The following is a 17,116-nucleotide window of genomic DNA, read 5'->3' on the forward strand; positions in this document are numbered from 1 at the left end:
TTCATTTGCTGTACCTTGCGGATTCGTACGAATACCCCCTTCATGGCGGCGGGGGAGTAGAGTTAAAACCATGCAAAGCCACGAAAAGAAACGCGAAAATACCCCCGAAAAGATTCCCACCTCTGAAGCTGGCACCACCGACGAATTGTTGGTGTACGTACCCGCCCGCTGGGGCGATATGGACGCCTACGGGCACGTCAACAACGTTGCCATCCTCTCGGTCATGGAAGAAGCCCGTGTGGCGCTCTTCGGTCCGCCGCCGTCCTCCGGGCAGAAGCCTACCGTGGCACCGCAGCCTCCGATTCCGCTTTTTGACTTGGTTACCGAGGGCGTGCAGGCGCTCATTGCCGAGCACAGCATCCGCTACCTGGCTCAGCTGCCCTATACCGGTGAGCAGGTGCCGGTATGCCTGAGAGTGGAGAAGGTCAGTGCCGCATCTGTGCGTATTGGCTACTCGATTCTCTCCCCGGTGGACGGCGGTGAATGTGTGCGTGCTTTTACCGTGCTGGCATTCTGGGACTCCATTGCGGGGCGACTGACTCGACTGACCCCCGAGCAGCGTGAACTGCTGAGCTCCTACCTGCCGGAGAAGTAGAGGGTGTTCCGCTGTAATAGAATGGTATTGAACGGGGATAAACGTATGTTTTAAAGACCTTCTGCAAAGGGCGAAAAAGTATTCCCGGGAGAGATAACAATGTCGTTTTACCACGCTCAGTGAGACCCCGCCGGATGAGGTCGCCGCACGATACATGCCACCGGATGCGCCGCCGCCGGTGATCGCTGCGGACACATTGGCCGCAAGGGCTACCTGAAGACCGGTGCGGAAATCATGGGGCTGCGCGGTACCGTGGACTGCACCCACGTCCTGAACCTGCTGACCGAGTACGTCACCACCACCGCAAACACGAAGAGAATGAACGCCTTGAATGTGGTGATCTTGCCCGTTACTGAGGGCAAGCAACTGACCTGCTTAGGCGAGATTGAGACTGGCTCGATGACCTGCCATGACGGGAACGGTCGTACTATTGCGGTCGGTGGCAGGCGCGAAGGCTATGCGCTCGCATCCGCACCAGAGGCAATGAGCTGTCATTGATTTGTGACTTGCTAAAAGGGGCTCCCCGCAATACCGGGGAGCCCCTCTTATTGCCTTTTCCCGCTGTACCCTAGAGGGGTCATCCTGCGGGTTTCTAAGATACCGTATAGCTAGCTCACAGGTAGCGTCTTTAGAATACTGGTTAGGAACCCGAACCGATGACGCAGAAAGGTCACTATGCACCCGGCACAGAATTACGCTACCCAGACTTCTACCCAGGCTCGTTCTACTACGCTCCGCACCTACAGTCCCGTAGCACTCGGTGCCACGCTGCTGCTGACGATGTCGGCATGCTCCGGTGCCGCCACCACCGCCTCCCCGAGCGCCACCGGAATCCCTAGCCCCAGTGCTACGAGCGCGAAGGCGACCCCCAGCCTCACTCGCACCGCAACGGTCACTGAAAGCACTCCGACTGCCGGTACTGTGCACACCCCCACCGCGGCGGCTACCGTGAGCCCCGGAACCATCACTACCGTAAGCCCGGTAATGACTGCTCAGGCGAACGCGGCGGCATCGGCTAAGGCAAATACTTCGGCGAGTGCAGTGGCGAAGGCGTCGAGCACCGCGAGTCTATCCAGCTCGGACGTTCAGTCTGCGGGCGGTAGCTGCGGCAGTATGGACGCTACCGGCTACCTGAAGCATAATGCGACCGTGCAGGTAGCCTCTGGCGCGGTGGATTGCCTGTTTGCGCGTGAGCTGATTCGCCAGTTTGTGGTGCAGAACCCCGCCGAGGTGACCGATAAGGCGAATGGTGAGCGTACCGTCATGTCGGCGCGCTGCTACTGGAAGCCGGGTGACGGCGCGGATCGTGCAACCCCCGAGTGTGTGTCTCTGGATGGTGGCAGCACCGTCATTACTGTAAAGCTGACCAACTAGTTTACGACTCACACCCGGCTAGGCACACCCCCGGCAAGGCACGGGTATTACACACAAGCGCCGCGTTGACGAATCATTCGTCAACGCGGCGCTTTAGTATTCCCACTTGCAGCCGGGCAGAATTAGAGCTGGTGCGAGTTAGAACTCTCCGCGAGCGCGGGCGGCAAGCACATCATCCAGGCGGGCGAAGGTCGAACGCCAGGTGGTGCGCACCTCCTCGTGGACCGAGGCGGGCATGGGGCCAATCTCAATGACGATGCGGGTACCGGAACCCACGCCGTCGGCGGTAATCACGGTTTCGGGGAAGAAACGGTGACGCTGGTACACCAGCACGCTACCGGGGTTGCCCAGGTGGTCGGGCAGTTGCTCGGCGTATTCGAGCTCCTTGAACGGTTCAATGCTCAAAAAGCGGCTCTGCAGAATGCAGGACACCGAGGGGTCAACCTCGTTGATCATGGACAGACGCTGCAGACCGCCGACGACGGGCTCCACCACAACGTCGGTGGGGCGCACATGCCAGCCGGCAGGGCCGTACCAGCGGACCAACAGTTCGGGATCCAGGTAGGCGCCGAAGATATCCTCGACCGAGGCTGCGATCTCGTGGTCGAAGACGAGAAGCTCCTCATCGGGAACATGAGTGATGCTCATAGGGTTCTCCTTAAACGGGTTGAAGAGCGGGTTTAGGGCTTCTTGCCGGAGTAGTAGTTGCCGAGGAACTCGTCACGGTACTCGAAGTAGGTGCCGTCCTTGATGGCTTTGCGGGCGTCGTCCACCATGCGCACAATGAAGCGCTCATTGTGGATGGAGGCGAGGGTGGCCGCCAGACGCTCGTCCGCCTTGAAAAGGTGACGCAGGTAGGCGCGAGTGTAGTGGGTGCAGGTGTAGCAGTCGCAGCCCTCGTAGATGGGCGAGAAGTCCGCCTTGAAGCGCGCGTTGGTGATGTTGTAGCGGCCGGTGGGGGAGTAGAGGGCGGCGTTGCGTGCCACGCGGGTGGGGGAGACGCAGTCGAAGGTGTCTACACCGTTTTCGATGCCGACGAAGATATCGTCGGGTTCGGAGATGCCGAGCAAGTGGCGGGGCTTGGATTCGGGCAGGTCTTCGGCGCACCAGCGCACGATGGTTCCGAGGTTTTCCTTCTCGAGCGCACCACCGATGCCGAAGCCGTCGAAGGGCATGGAGCCGAGGTCCTGGCATGCCTTGCGGCGCAGGTCCTCGTACTGTGCACCCTGAATGACGCCAAATAGTGCCTGGTAGGGCTTGCCCACGCGCTCTGCGGTCAGACGCTGGTGCTCAGCGATGCAGCGCAGCGCCCACAGACGGGTGCGTTCGAGCGCCTCCTCCTGGTAGCCGCGGGAGTTGTAGAGGGTGGTCAGCTCGTCGAAGGCGAACATGACGTCGGCACCGATCTGGTGCTGAACCTGCATGGACACCTCGGGAGTAAAACGGTGAATTGAGCCGTCAATATGCGACTTGAAGTTCACGCCGTCATCGTCAATGTGAGCAAGGCGTTCCTTGCCCTGTGCCACGTCGTCGTCACCGAGGGGGCGGCCGTCGGCCCCCTTAGCGTCCGCGACGGTACCCATGTCGATCACCTTCTTGAAGCCGGAGCCCAGGCTCATAACCTGGAAGCCGCCGGAGTCGGTGAAGGTGGGACCGTCCCAGTTCATGAAGGCACCCAGGCCGCCTGCCGCGTCGAGGATTTCGGGGCCGGGCTGCAGGTACAGGTGGTAGGCATTGGAGAGCAAAGCCTGAGCGCCGAGCTCCTTCATGGATTCGGGCAGGACCGCCTTGACGGTTGCCTTGGTGCCCACGGGGGTGAAGGCGGGGGTCTCGATCTGTCCGTGCGGGGTGGTGATAACACCGGTGCGTCCGCGGAACTGTCCGCCGTTGGCTTCTACACGTTCAGCGTTGGGGGATGCGGTGTCCGCCAGGCGGCTGGTGATAGCGAAGCCAAAGTCCTCGGTGGGGAAAGAGTTATCTAGAACGCTCATTCTTCTCTCGATTGTTTGCTTTCCGTCTGAATGTCTACACCCTAGCCTACCGGAAAACCCCGCCTCTCTTGCCGGAGTCGGAGTTCACGAGATTTCAGCTGAGGGTAGCTGATCTTAGCCAGCGAAGTCGCCGAGCATATCTACGGTTGGCACGAAGAAGAGGGTGCCAGTCACCGCGGTGCTGAAATCCAGTAGACGGTCGTAGTTGGCGCCATCCACTCCCATGAACATGTTCATGAGCATCTTCTGAACGGTCGAGAAGGTGCTGGCGTAGCAGATGAAGTAGGTACCCAGCTCGTTGTTGCCCACGGTGCCGAAGGGCATGTTATCGCGAATGACCTTGAAGTCGTCACCGATATTGGTAATAGCGGAGTGCGAGTTGGTAGGCTTCTCGTCCTCGCTCATCTCGATGTCGTCGTGCTTGGAACGGCCAATGACCTTCTCCTGCTCGGAGACGGGCAGGGCATTCCACGCGGTCATGTCGTGGATGTACTTCTGAACGAACTGGTAGCTACCGCCCTTGTACATGGGGTCGTTGTCACCGATGAGGCCGAAGTATTCGCGTGCCGCGGGGGTCTGCGGGTTTTCGGTGCCGTCCACAAAACCGATAATGGAGCGGCCGTCCCAGTAGCGGAAGCCGTGTACCTCATCCACGCTCTCAGCAATATCGCGTAGAGTTGCAGTAATAGCGGAGGCCATATCGTAGGCAACGGACGGATGGGTCGTGCGGATGTGGAAGTGCAAGTCGCCGGGAGTAGACACTGCGGTGTACTTGGGGCCCCGAATCTCCTCGAACTCCACGAGTTCCTGCGGCAGCGGCTTGGGCAGGTCCAGGGCCAGCCACGCGCTGTGGCTGATACCCAGCACAATGCTGGCATTCTCGGGCGAGTAGCGGTTCGCGGCGGTGTGGTTAAGGTTAATGACGAGCCCGCAGAGGTTCTGGAACCCCTCAATGAGCGCGTCCTGAGAGATACCTTCCTTGAACTTCCAGACCATGAAAATGGTGTTAGTGTTCGGGCTGGCAGTGACCTGTTGTGATTCTGAAGCAAGCATAAAATTCACCGTACGCCCGTGTGTACGCCCCTGCAATGAATCCACCCCTAACCTTCTGCGCTGAACGGAGAAGATGAGGGGTGGGGCAAAGAATCGTAGGTTTTTAGAGGCCGTGGGAGGCGAGGTGACGCGCATGTGCCAGGCGTGCCGCCGTCTCGAAAATAGTCCACGCCTGCACCTGAGTGGACAGCTCCACCGGCGCACCGGGCTTCACAACCTTGCTCATCGGCTCGGTGAACCGCGGGGAGAACTGCACGAGCGCCTTACCGCGAATCTCATTCGGGTCAATGCCGTACTCGTTCATCGGCAGGTTGGGGTCGAACTCGCGGCGGCCCTCCCACAGGGCGCGTGCGGTTGAGTACACCAGGGTCGAGGTGAGTATTTGAGCCTCGTCACTGAGCAGTGGTGAAGAAGCCGCCACGCCTAGGTAACGCACAAGAATGCCGGTGAATAGGCCGCCGTCACCGTCACCGTGCGAGATGAGGATGCGGCCGCGCACACCGGAGAGGAATTCTACCTCTTCGGTCATGTGCTTGACGATGCCGACGATGAGACGCTCGGCGCGTTCTGCAGGGTCCACCTCGCAGGGTACATCGGATGCGGCGAGGCCCAGTAGGGCGCCCAGGGCGGTTCCCTGGTTGTAGGTGAATTCGCTGTGCTCGTATTCGTACTTGTCGCCGCGCACGTTTACACCGTCAATATAGAGCGAATGCTCTGCATCCCAGAGGGTTTCGTTCATCCAGTCCATGAGTGCGGCGGCAGTCTTCGGGTCGCCTGCACGCGCATACGCCAGAGCGGTTGGCGCGGTCGCTGCAGCATTTACAAAATCACGCTTGGACTTGCGCCAACTCATGCCGCCCACCGAGGAGAAGCCCTTTGCTAGCTGCTCAAAAAGAGCTGCGCCAGCGTCCTGGGCGGCAACGTCAGTAGCGCCGGTCAGGTCAATGCAGAAGGAGTTCATGCGGTCCACCGCGAGGGTCAGCCACGCCATATCGTCAAAATAATCGTTGGCGAAGCGGCCGTAGTTACGCATGTTAATGCCGCGCAATAGTGCGCGGGCGCGGTGCAACTGTTCCTGGGCGGCAGTCATATCGCCCTCACGCAGGTGACGCTGACCGGCATCAATCATGCAGTCCAGCAGGTGCGCCTGCCACCAGTAGTGCCAAGTGCTCAGACGCTGGCTCAGCGGGCGCGGGTCGGGAACCTGCACCGAACCGATGAGGGCGCCGGGAACACCGAGGATGCGGTGCACGAAGGTGTCGGTGACGCTGTCGGCTGCGGTAGCAGCCTGCGAGGAGGTGCGCTGGGCGTACTCGCTAATCGACTCCAGAGACTGCTCGTTGTGGGAAGGCGGCTGGAATTTCATGGACCCTCTGTAGTTGTGGTGAAGTATTACGTCTGAAATTATCCCACTTTTTGCCCTCTGAGCGCCTGAACACTGTGGGGTGGGCTCTCGGGTGTGATCCCTTTTCGAGAGCCTGCCGAGAAGACACAATGCGGGGAACGGGGTGAACGCCACTCAAAAACGGGTTAGGCGGCGGCCAGTGAACGCCCACTGTGTAGGTCAACCCGCTCGCCGGTGATGGGGTGTTCAAAGTGCAGGCTGTACGCCAGCAGCTGCAATGGGTACTCGGGACGGTCTGGAGTGTCGGGCAGCACCTGCGGGTAGAGCACATCGCCCAGAATGGGGGAACCCAAAAGGTTCAGGTGCGCCCGTAACTGGTGGGTCTTACCGGTGTGAGGCTCCAAATCATAGAGCGCCCATTCTTGTTTTTCGTTCAGTGCAGGTTCGGCACGCCACCCCTCAACAGCCTGCGCGCTCGGGGTGAAAGTCCGCAGAATCTTTACGGTCGTTAGCGTATTCGGCTCCACGCCCTGTGCCGCACACTCTTGCTCAGACAGCTGCTGAACCTGCAGCTGATCACGAATCTTCTGAATATGCGAACGCACCTGCAGTCCCTCCGTACTCAACGCCTGCTCGGTGGCGGTAACATCGGCGGGAACCGGCGCCACAGCGAGGTAGGTCTTCGACGCCTGACGATGCTGAAACATCATCTGGAAAGGGCGGCGCGCCTGAACCGTCTTAGCAAAAAGCAGTACGCCGGCGGTTGGGCGGTCCAGACGGTGAATTGGAATCAGCAACGGGTTCTGCTCACGCACCCGCAGCTTGGTTAGCGCGGTCTGCGCAATATAGGAGCCGCGCGGGGTGGTCGGCAGAAAATGCGGCTTATCAATCGCCAGCACGTGCTCATCCTCGTAGAGCACCGGCATATCGGAGGGTAGCTGCGGCTCATCGGCAAGCTCACGGAAGTACCAGATGCGCTCGCCCGGCATGTACGGGCTATCGCTGCTCAGAATCGTGCCGTCATCCAGACGCACCTCACCGGTATTGAAACGGGCGTGAATAATCTGCGGGTCGTTTGGGTAGAAGCGCGCAACCAGATAATCCGCAATGGTTACCGGAGCTGCATTGTTCGGGGTGAGCTCGGCGGGGAGCTCCTCCAAGAGTGGCAGGGTTAACTGAATCGGGTCGATACCATTTTTCTGAGTCAGCGGAGGGGTCAGTAGGCGGCGATGCGTGCGGCGTGCCGGTTTTGCCTGATAGGTGGCACCGGGCTGTATTCTCTGCTGTGTATCGGGGCGTGCGTTAGGCTGTGTACGTGCGGTGTTCTGTGTGGGCATGGCTCTACTCTACCGCCTGAACCTTATCACCTGAGCGGGGCTGGGGTCGAGGTAAGCTGAACCGGATTGCCTGCTGATGAGGCAGACAGAAATATTGTCGTGGGTTTGATGTGCGGTTGGGGAATCAGTTTTGTCTGACACTCATGAATGTTTGTGTGAATATGTGGAACAAAAAACGAAAACTTCACAAATTCTTGAAATTATCGGACATTTAATTTAAAAAAACTGCATTATTTTTGCAAAAAACAGCGTTTAAGTGCGGTATTTTCGAAAATACTGTCAAATCAGAAACTAATAAGCCTCAATTTAGCCCCTGTGGTTTTTCTAAGTATAAAAGATGTAAAGCAATTAAAGACCTGCTAAGCTAGGCAACCTACGTCATAAAAGCCTTAATAAAGACTGAAATTACCCTTAAAGCGGTACGATTAAGAAACAGAAGTTCGATATTTCGAACGAAGGGGTCGAAATGGGGCAGAAACAGCGCAAGGGCGCACAGATTAAAGGAAAACCCCAAATTACAGCGGTGCAATCGGACAATTCCAAAGCACCGGAAAATGCGATAGGAGAGGGTATGGAACATTCACAAAAGAATGCGGAGCCTCGCACCGGTGCCCTGCGTATGGACCCGCACGAACGCGAAGAGCAAATTCTAAAAATTGCTGCAGAACATTTCGCTCGACGTGGCGTGCTCGGTGCCTCCATGAGCGCTATCGCCCGCGATGCAGGCATTACCCGCGCTCTGCTCTACCACTACTTCCCCGGCAAGGACTCCCTGGCGGCAGCCGTCACCCGACGCGAAGCCAACTCAGTCCTTGAGGCTCTTGGCGAGCATCACGAAAACCCCGAGGAAGCACTCCGCAGGGCGTTGCGCACCTACTTCCTCGTTGTAGCCGGTGTCCCCACCCCCGGTGGGGAGGACTTCCCGAACAACCCCACCGACTACCTCGAATGGATGCTTCAACGTACTGGTATGCCGATTAATGACCGCACCCGCGTCATTCTCGGAGGCTGGTTGCAACTTGTCGACTACTTCGCCCTGCACGTCGTGCAACTCAACCCCCGCGATCAGCGCACCGTTCGCTCCCGCGGGCTCGGGCTCGAAGAAGCCATCGACCTGTGCCTGGGTGCCGTTGACACCCTCACCGGTGGCTACTAGCCGACAATTCTGAAGCTATTAGGGGAGCGCCCTAGACTTCCCGCTCCGATGTTTGGTTATGTGCTCCAGGGTGAAGATGCCGTGGGCATCCGGGTGGTTATTCCTCCGCCGCGCCGCTTGCGACGTGGTGGATTCCGGAAACACCACCCGGTCCGTGAGTAGGGAAACATAATGCCCCGTACCCCCTCCGTGAGGGTGCGGGGCATTATGATGCTCAGGTTGAGGGTGAGAGAAATAATTTAATCTGAGGCTAAGCTTGAGGTTCTGCTCAGCCTAAATGGAACGGTGTAGCGACAGGCCACGAACCGTTGCGTAGAAACCCTGCGCCTGCAGTGCTGCACGCAGTGCCTCCAGCGGATGCTCCATAACCTCGCCGCCGGAGATGCCCAGCGTAGATGCGCCCGGTGGGGATGTATCCAGTGTGTGGGTGTTCAAAAGCTCCACATCGTTGACCTTCTCCACCGAAATCTTCTCCGCACCAACGGCAGACACCAGGCGCGCCAGGGCGGGGGCTGCCGCCTCCAGAAGTATCGGGTCGGTGGTAAAAGCCAGCAGGGTCTTCGCGCCACGCTCCACATACAGCACCGGTGCGCCGTCCACCAGTACTACGCAGGCGCCCGCCTTGCGTGCCGGGCGGTGCTTGACGACTCCCGCCCCCTCATGCGCGAAGGAGGGAATCGTGGGCCAGCTCAGTGCCGCACCGTACGGGTTTGCCGGGTCGGTTGCTGCCAACAGGGTCACCGTGAACGTGCCGTACACCTGTTCCGTATCTGTACGCTGCGGGGTGTAGGCGCTCGCACCAAAACTCTGTGGACCTGTGGGAACACTGAGATTATCGGCCGTAGAACGCAGCAGGTCCACGGTTGCGGGGGCGGCGAACTGCGCCGCACCCAAACCCTCAATAAAGTAGCCGCGACGTACCAGCGCACGATCCTCAGCCGCCGAATAAATCCGGTACAGTTGCGAGAACCCGCCGGTAGAATCCTCCACCTGCAAGCATCCGCGAGTCAGCACACCGTAGCGGTCCAGTAACAGGTCGGCGCCTGCGAGTGCCGCAACCGTTGCCTCCACGGGCTCCTGTAGCAGCGTGTCCACGCGTGAGAAGCGACCGCTATCCTGCGGGGCAACAGTGGGAGTGATGGTATGGAGCCCGCCGCGGAGGGAATTGTTGCGCAGGGAATGCAGACCGCGCCCGGTGGCAGGCGCAGAGTAGCCGCCGGAACCATAATTGCCAGCAATGAAACCGCCCGCCATGCCGTTACCCATGGAGGCGCGTGCCGCCGCAATACGACCCGCACCGCGGCGACCTACCCGCGACAGACGCGCGGCAGCCGCCGGAGTCGGATGCGCACTGCGGACGCCGGCAAGCATCGCCCGAACCGGTGCGAAACTATCGTTCGTCACCGCACCAGCCCACACCAAGCGCCACAATGCCGCCGAAACCTCCGCCGCATCCGGGAAAGTCACTACCTGACCAGCAGGTGCCGCCGCCCTCATCAGCTGCACCACCCGCTCACGCAGCGCCGACACGAACAGGCCGCCGTGAGCCAGCGCCTCATAGATGGCGTGCTCGAGTGTGCCCGGAGCCTGCAGCGCCTCCCAGAGCTCCGGGTTCTCCGTGCGCAATAGCTGCTCCGGGTAGTCCTCACCCAGAGTCAGCGAAGAACTCTCGCTCAAATGCAGGCGAATCCAGCCGTCAGACTTCTGCGTGCTACCCCCGCCGAGCTGACCGGCACCGGTGAAGAACACCCTGCCGCTGGCCATGACCTCGTCCAGCATGTGCGGCTGGTAACCGGGCACGCGTGCTGGAAGAATCAGCGTCTCCAGTGCAGAAGCCGGTACGCGCACACCCGCGAGCTGGTCGATGGCGGTGAGCAGATCCTCCGTGGTGGAGGCGGAATCCTGGCCCGCATGAGCGATGCCGTTTTCTGCACCGTTCTGTGCTATCGGGTTGAATGCCGCCGGGTTGAGTGCCATCGGGTTGGGCGCTGCCGAGCCGAGGGGTGCCACCCTCTCGCCCACCACAGCGGCGGCGCGGCGGGAGGGTATGAACGCACCGTAGGCGCTTGCCTCCGGTAGGGTCTGCGCAACCCGCACAGATAAAGAACGAACGTTCTGCCACGAAGGTAGGAAAATGCCATAGACCTGCGCCGATACCGGCTCAATCTCCTCACGTAACGCTGCCAGAGAACGGGCGCGAATCGTGCGCAAAACCTGCGCATCCACCCACTCAACACCAGCCGTCCCGGAGGCACGCAACACCTCGGGCAGGAACTCACCAGAGCTCAGACGGCGCTGCTGCTGAAGACGCTGCAACACCGGAGCCAGCACACCCACACCCACCGGGGTCAGACGCGAAAAATGCTCCGCCGCCTGCTGCGCCGTAAAGGGAATATGGGTGCGCGCATAGCGAGAAACCAGATCCTCTAAAGGCTCGGCGACCGGCTCTAACAGGGCAGTAGGAAGCGCTGCGGCGGGCATAATACCCAGTCCATCGCGTAGGCGCGCGGCATCCTCAACCACCGCATAGTACAGCTGCGGCTCGGCGGAACTACCGGCAGCTCCCATGAACGAGAACGCGCGGCGTGAGCGCACCAGCTCCTCCGCTAGGGCATGCGCCTCAGTCGTGCTGGCGTGCGCGCCGTACTCCTCGCCGTAGTGTTCAGAGTCCTCGGACTCGCCGAAATCTTGCGAACCGTGCGCCGCAGTCTGCAGGCTGTCAGTCCGCATACGCAGACTCAACTCCTGCGCGCTCAACGGACCCAGCTGACGTAAAAGATCCGCCACGCCCTCCACACCGTAGGCACGATAACGCTCACCTGTGCGCTGCAGACGCTGCTGAGTCTGCACCAGCACCGCCGGATCCAGCAGGTCACGCAGACCGCTCGACCCCAGCAACTCAGCCAGTAGCGCGGGGTCCAGCGACAGCGCGGCGGCGCGGCGTTCGGCGGCGGGCGCATCCCCGTCATAGAGGTGCTCGGCAACGTACTCAAAGAGTAGAGTTCTTGCAAAAGGCGAGGGGTCGTTTGTCTCAACCTCCAGCATGGACACCGCCCGAGACTGCAACGAACGGTGTACCTGAACTAGCGCCGGAACATCGTAGACATCCTGCAGACACTCGCGTGCCGTCTCCAAAAGCACCGGAAAGTCAGGGTACTTACGCGCCACATCCAGCAGTTGCGCCGCGCGCTGACGCTGCTGCCACAGCGGGGTGCGTTTACCCGGATCACGGCGCGGCAACAGCAGGGCACGCGCCGCATTCTCACGGAACCGAGACACAAAAAGCGCTGAATCGCCCACGCTTTCAGTGACGATTGCCTCCAGCTCATCCGGGTCGAAAAGGAACAGGTCAGCGCTGGGTGGCACATCCTCCATGGCGGGCAGGCGCAGAATCAAGCCGTCATCGCTCGCCATGACGGAGGCATCCACCCCGTACCGCTCCTCAATACGGGCGCGTACCGCTAGAGCCCAGGGCGCGTGCACCCCGTAGCCGAGCGGTGAGTGTAGGATCACGCGCCAATCGCCCAGTTCGTCGCGGTGCCGTTCCACGATCATGCGGGTGTCGGAAGGGACCGCCCCGGTGGATTCGCGTTGCTCACGCAGGTAGGTGAGCAGGTTATCAACCGCCCAGGTGTCCAGTCCGAGCTGTTCGAGCTGCTGGCGGGCGGCGGCGCTATCGATGGCGTCCAGGCTGGAGAGCGCGCGCGTGAATGCACCCGTCTGCACGCCCAGGGCGTAGGGGCGGCCCATGCGGTCGCCGTGCCAGAAGGGTAGGCGCGCGGGCTGACCGGGCGCGGGGGAGACCCGCACCGCATCGTGCGTAATTTCTTCAATACGCCAACTGCTCGCGCCGAGAGTAATAACCTCGCCGGCGCGGGATTCGTACACCATTTCCTCGTCGAGCTCACCCACACGCTTCGGGCCGTGCTCTTCATCGCCGCTGACCAGGTAGACGGGGAAGAGCCCGCGGTCGGGAATTGTGCCGCCGCTGGTGACTGCGAGGCGCTGTGCGCCCGGGCGGCCCTCAATACTGCCGGAGGGCGCCTCCTCGGTGGGGGTGCGGTCCCAGATGATGCGTGGGCGCAGTTCGGCGAACTCGTCGGAGGGGTAGCGTCCGGCGAGCATTTCGAGCACGGAGTCGAAGAGAGCGCGCGGCAGTTCGGCGTAGGGTGCGCTGCGGCGTAGCGCCTCGTACCAGGAGTCCACGCTAATGGGTCCCAACGCGCAGGCGGCGACGGTCTGCTGTGCGAGTACGTCCAGGGGGTTGGTGGGGATGGTGAGCGGTTCGAGGGTTCCGCTACGCATTCCGGTGAGTGTGACGGTTGCACCGAGCAGGTCGCCGCGGTGCTTGGGGTAGAAGAATCCGCGCGAAATTTCCCCCACGCGGTGTCCGGCGCGGCCCACGCGCTGCAGTGCGGAGGCGACTGAGGGAGGTGCGGCCACCTGGATTACGAGGTCCACGTGGCCCATGTCGATACCCAGCTCCAGGGAGCTGGTAGCGACGACGCAGCGCAGGGTTCCGCCCTTGAGTGCCTCCTCGATGAGGGTGCGTTGTTCCTTGGATACGGAGCCGTGGTGTGCGCGGGCGAGCGGTGGTACCTCGGTGATGTCGCAGATGCCTGCCGTGTAGTCTTCGGGGTCGATTCCCTGCTTTGCGAGGACGCGGCGCAGGTGAATATCGTTGAGTGCCGCGGTGAGCTTTTCCGCTAGTCCGCGCGAGTTAACGAAAACAATCGTAGAACGGTTGTTCTCAATATGGTCGACGATGCGCTCCTGCACACGCGGCCAGATAGAGGTCTCGGGGCGCTCGCTATTGGCTGTGTCTCGCAACGCCTTTTCGTGCAGCGCCCCTTCTCGCAATACCTCTTCCGAAACGGTGAGCGTATTTTCGGGCGCGGCGTTATCGCCCTTTCTCGCCGGGTTTGCCTGTCCGGTTTCTTGACCGGTTTCCTGTCCGGGGAATAGGCCAATGGCATCTTCCAGGGTGTAGGGCACGCTCGCCGGGGTATTTGCTGCGCTAGAGGTAGGGTGTGCTGTGCCCCGCGGTGAGCCGGTAGATTCTGAGCCCCCGCCGCCCGTTACCTCCGAGGATGCGTAGAGCCCTTGCCCGTAGTCGTTGGCGCCTCCGAGCGCCGCCATATTGGGTACGGGCACGCTCAGGCGCAGATCCCATTCTTTGGTGCCCGGGTGGCTCATGATGGTCACCGGCTGAATGCCGCCGAGGAACCGGGCGACTGTCTCCGGGTTTTCGATGGTTGCGGAGAGTCCAATGCGCTGTGCGGGCTTTTCGAGGAGCGCGTCGAGGCGTTCGAGGGAGACCGCCAGGTGTGCGCCGCGTTTGGTGGCGGCGAGGTTGTGAATCTCATCCACGATCACGGTGGTCACGCCCGCGAGGGTGTTGCGGGCGGCGCTGGTGAGCATGAGGTAGAGGGATTCGGGGGTGGTGATGAGAATATCGGGCGGGTTGCTGATGAGCTGGCGGCGTTCGCGTGCGGGGGTGTCGCCGCTGCGCACGCCCACGCTGATGTTCGGTTCGTCTGTGTTGTTTCCGCTCAGGCGTGTGATTCCGGTCAGCGGTGCGCGCAGATTGCGTTCAACATCGGCGCCGAGTGCTTTGAGGGGCGAGATGTAGAGGATGCGCGTGCTGCCTGTGGTTCCGGCTTCGTGTTCGCGGTGCAGGGCGTCGAGTGCCCAGAGGAAGGCAGCGAGGGTTTTGCCGGAGCCGGTGGGGGCAATAATGAGGGTGTTGTTGCCGTTGCGGATGCTCTCCCAGGCGCATTCTTGGGCAGCGGTGGGTGCGTTGAAGGTGGCGCGGAACCAGTCGCGTACGGGGGCGGAGAAATGGGAGAGTGCGTCAGTCATGTATCTATTATGGCGGGGTTTATGGTGTGCGCCTCTTGAATTGTTGGGGGCTGGGGGAGGAAGATGTGCTTGACAGGGTTTCTACAGAGCATGTAATATTTTACTCGTAAAGTAATCGACCGAGGGAACAACCAAAAGGAGCCTCACCATGACCCGCCTGAACGAAGAACAGCTCATCAACCTCTTCCACGAGCCGCGCACCGCCTCCTCCTTCACCGAGGAGCCCGTCACCGACGAGCAGCTGCGCCGCATCCAGGAACTGACCTTCTACGGCCCCACCGCCTTCAACAACCAGCCCCTGCGCATCACCTGGGTCAAGAGCTCCGAGGCACGCGAGCGCCTCGTCGCACACCTGGCAGACGGCAATAAGGCAAAGACTCAGGCGGCACCGGTGACTGCGATTCTCTCCGCAGACGCAAACTGGGTAGAGCACGCTGACACCTTCAACCCCAATGCTGCCGGCTTCATCAAGAGCTACTACACCACTGAGGAGCTTGCCACCCCCGCCGCTGAGCTGAGCGCTCACCTGCAGGCAGGCTACTTCATCACCGCAATCCGTGCCCTCGGTCTGGATGCTGGCCCCATGACCGGCGCAGACTTCGTCGGCATCAGGAAAGAATTCTTCGCGGACAATGCCGAGATCCCGTTCCTGATCGTCAACCTCGGTCACGGTGAGGGTCCCGCATACCCGCGCGGTGCACGCTTCAGCTACGATGAGGTTACTCGCTCTCTCTAAGCGAGCGCCTACGGTATAGCTAAAGCTAAACCCTAGATTTAGACTTATAGATAGTTCAAGGGCGGTTCTCCCATCATGGGGAACCGCCCTTGAACTATAGGTCCACAAGAGGTGCCAGAGTATTCACACCTGCAACGGGCGCGTTAGCGGGCACCAAACTGACCCACCGACAGCTGCGGAACAGATGAGGAACAAGCGGTAGTATCCAGCGGAACAATCACGCCACCGGAACCCGAGGGAAGACCCACCAGAAAACCCTGAACCGGGCGGCTACCGCAATCATCACCGAAGCGTGCCGGGTACACCGAACGCAGTACCGCGGTGGTGCTATCGCCGGGGTTGAGGGTTACGCCTGCAGGGTTCATATACTCGTCGGAGGTGGATGCCTCACGACCAATCCAGGTGCCTGAAGGACCCGCATGTACCACACGCGGGTAGCCGCGCAGGGTGCAGGAAGAATCCGAAGAGTTCTGGAAGTACAGGGTATAGTTTCGGGCGCCGGGAGAGCCATTTCCAATGAATACTGAAATGTTCAAATCATCCAGATCGCACTGGGTCGGGCCCTCAGCAACAGTATTGCTGGAGGAGCTAGAGGATTTCTTCGAGGAGCGCGAGGAATTGGAAGAATTCGACGAGCTCGAAGAACCCGAGGAGTTCGAGGAACTACCTGAAGAGTTGGAACCCGACTGTGAAGACGAGTTTGAGCTCTTCTGAGAATCTGCAGAGTTGTCTGACTTATTCTGATCGGAACCCTCGCGGGAGGACTCAGAAGAATGAGAGTCAGAGTTCTGCTCAGACTTGTGAGTCTCGGTGTGGGAAGAAGACTCGGAGTGTTCAGAGGAAGATTCGTGGTTCTCCGCCTCGGGGGAATTCACCACGGTAATGGAGCCCGGTGTCACCGAAGCGGTAGCCCCGTCAGAGGCTACTCGAATCGTGCCGGGCTTGACCGAAGCTGATGCGCTCGGATTTGCTGAGGTGCCTTCAGCTTCCTGACCGGCCTGGGACGCGCCGCATCCACTGAGCGCGAGCGCGCAGCAGAGGAAGGTGGTTGATGCGAGCACCTGAGCCGATTTGAACATAGTTACATCGCCGCCTGCATTTGGATTTCTGCTCCGTCCATACCGGGGGCATACTCGACCTGGCAGCACAGGCGAGAGTACTCGTTTGCAACATCATCGACCATGTCGAGCAGATCCTGCTCAGCTTCGGTGCGTTCACCGGAAGCTTCGAAGTGCTCGGGGTCGATGAAGCCGTGGCAGGTAGCGCAGGATGCGTTACCACCGCAGGTTGCGAGGACCGGTACGCCGTTAGCCTGGAGGGCTTCCAGGAGGGTGTGGTGGTCTTCCCACTGAATATCGTAGTTTACGCCTGCTTCGTCAGTGACCTTAATCGTTACGCCCATGCGTTCTCCTTCTTCTGTAGTGATGCGTTTCTATTGTAGAGGTAGGGACTGTTATTCACCGTACTTTGTGGTGTATCCCCAACCCTACCGTCACGCATATCACGGGAACGCAGAATAATTTTTATGCTGAATAGCATGTCTGTATTGTTCCCAGTCTACCGCTTAAAGCCCTGACAGCGCAGGATATAGGCATATATGAATACTGCCCCCAGATGGAAAGACATGCTGGGGGCAGTATAGAGAACCGGCACGTAGGCGCGCTTTA

Annotated in this window: 13 protein-coding genes; 5 read left to right on the plus strand and 8 right to left on the minus strand. The window is 60.4% G+C overall.

Going from position 1 to position 17,116, the window contains the following annotated elements; all coding sequences use genetic code 11:
- Positions 1-70 precede the first annotated feature (70 nt).
- From O3648_RS04155 to O3648_RS04165, 3 genes are all read left to right on the plus strand, one after another.
- Positions 71-595, plus strand: coding sequence for an acyl-CoA thioesterase (locus O3648_RS04155; protein ID WP_371568635.1), 525 nt, complete (start codon positions 71-73; stop codon positions 593-595).
- Positions 596-829: 234 nt separating this feature from the next.
- A complete protein-coding gene (locus O3648_RS04160) occupies positions 830-1,093 on the plus strand; it encodes a hypothetical protein (RefSeq protein WP_371568637.1) in 264 nt (87 codons plus the stop codon).
- Positions 1,094-1,270: 177 nt separating this feature from the next.
- Entirely contained in the window at positions 1,271-1,969 is a 699-nt protein-coding gene (locus tag O3648_RS04165; protein WP_371568639.1) for a hypothetical protein, read from the plus strand.
- 138 nt (positions 1,970-2,107) lie between these two features.
- On the opposite strand, the gene O3648_RS04170 is transcribed toward O3648_RS04165, so the two are convergent.
- The 5 genes from O3648_RS04170 to O3648_RS04190 all read right to left on the minus strand — a co-directional run bounded on the left by O3648_RS04170 (position 2,108) and on the right by O3648_RS04190 (position 7,695).
- On the minus strand, positions 2,108-2,617 hold the full coding sequence (locus O3648_RS04170; protein WP_279742207.1) for an SRPBCC domain-containing protein: 510 nt from the start codon (positions 2,615-2,617) through the stop codon (positions 2,108-2,110).
- 32 nt (positions 2,618-2,649) lie between these two features.
- The gene (gene tgt, locus O3648_RS04175) at positions 2,650-3,960 is read right to left on the minus strand and encodes a tRNA guanosine(34) transglycosylase Tgt (RefSeq protein ID WP_371568641.1); all 1,311 of its coding nucleotides are present in this window, start codon (positions 3,958-3,960) and stop codon (positions 2,650-2,652) included.
- 114 nt (positions 3,961-4,074) lie between these two features.
- On the minus strand, positions 4,075-5,013 hold the full coding sequence (locus tag O3648_RS04180; RefSeq protein ID WP_279791324.1) for a Dyp-type peroxidase: 939 nt from the start codon (positions 5,011-5,013) through the stop codon (positions 4,075-4,077).
- A gap of 103 nt (positions 5,014-5,116) precedes the next feature.
- Positions 5,117-6,379 (minus strand): glycoside hydrolase family 76 protein, encoded by a 1,263-nt coding sequence (locus O3648_RS04185; RefSeq protein ID WP_371568644.1) that lies wholly within the window; start codon positions 6,377-6,379, stop codon positions 5,117-5,119.
- A gap of 164 nt (positions 6,380-6,543) precedes the next feature.
- Positions 6,544-7,695, minus strand: a complete 1,152-nt coding sequence (locus O3648_RS04190) for a pseudouridine synthase (protein ID WP_371568646.1) — start codon at positions 7,693-7,695, stop codon at positions 6,544-6,546.
- 571 nt (positions 7,696-8,266) lie between these two features.
- Between O3648_RS04190 and O3648_RS04195 the strand changes: the two genes are divergently transcribed.
- The gene (locus O3648_RS04195) at positions 8,267-8,851 is read left to right on the plus strand and encodes a TetR/AcrR family transcriptional regulator (protein WP_279742202.1); all 585 of its coding nucleotides are present in this window, start codon (positions 8,267-8,269) and stop codon (positions 8,849-8,851) included.
- Positions 8,852-9,124: 273 nt separating this feature from the next.
- On the opposite strand, the gene O3648_RS04200 is transcribed toward O3648_RS04195, so the two are convergent.
- The gene (locus tag O3648_RS04200; RefSeq protein ID WP_371568650.1) at positions 9,125-14,713 is read right to left on the minus strand and encodes a DEAD/DEAH box helicase; all 5,589 of its coding nucleotides are present in this window, start codon (positions 14,711-14,713) and stop codon (positions 9,125-9,127) included.
- Between the two features lie 148 nt (positions 14,714-14,861).
- Between O3648_RS04200 and O3648_RS04205 the strand changes: the two genes are divergently transcribed.
- Positions 14,862-15,449, plus strand: a complete 588-nt coding sequence (locus tag O3648_RS04205) for a malonic semialdehyde reductase (protein ID WP_279742200.1) — start codon at positions 14,862-14,864, stop codon at positions 15,447-15,449.
- Positions 15,450-15,592: 143 nt separating this feature from the next.
- On the opposite strand, the gene O3648_RS04210 is transcribed toward O3648_RS04205, so the two are convergent.
- A complete protein-coding gene (locus O3648_RS04210; RefSeq protein WP_279755173.1) occupies positions 15,593-16,528 on the minus strand; it encodes a DUF4232 domain-containing protein in 936 nt (311 codons plus the stop codon).
- Positions 16,529-16,530: 2 nt separating this feature from the next.
- Complete coding sequence (locus tag O3648_RS04215; protein ID WP_005507166.1) at positions 16,531-16,851, minus strand: 2Fe-2S iron-sulfur cluster-binding protein; 321 nt, start codon at positions 16,849-16,851, stop codon at positions 16,531-16,533.
- Between the last annotated feature and the right edge of the window lie 265 nt (positions 16,852-17,116).

This window comes from Rothia sp. 27098_8_161, assembly GCF_041432905.1.
Classification (GTDB): Bacteria; Actinomycetota; Actinomycetes; order Actinomycetales; family Micrococcaceae; genus Rothia.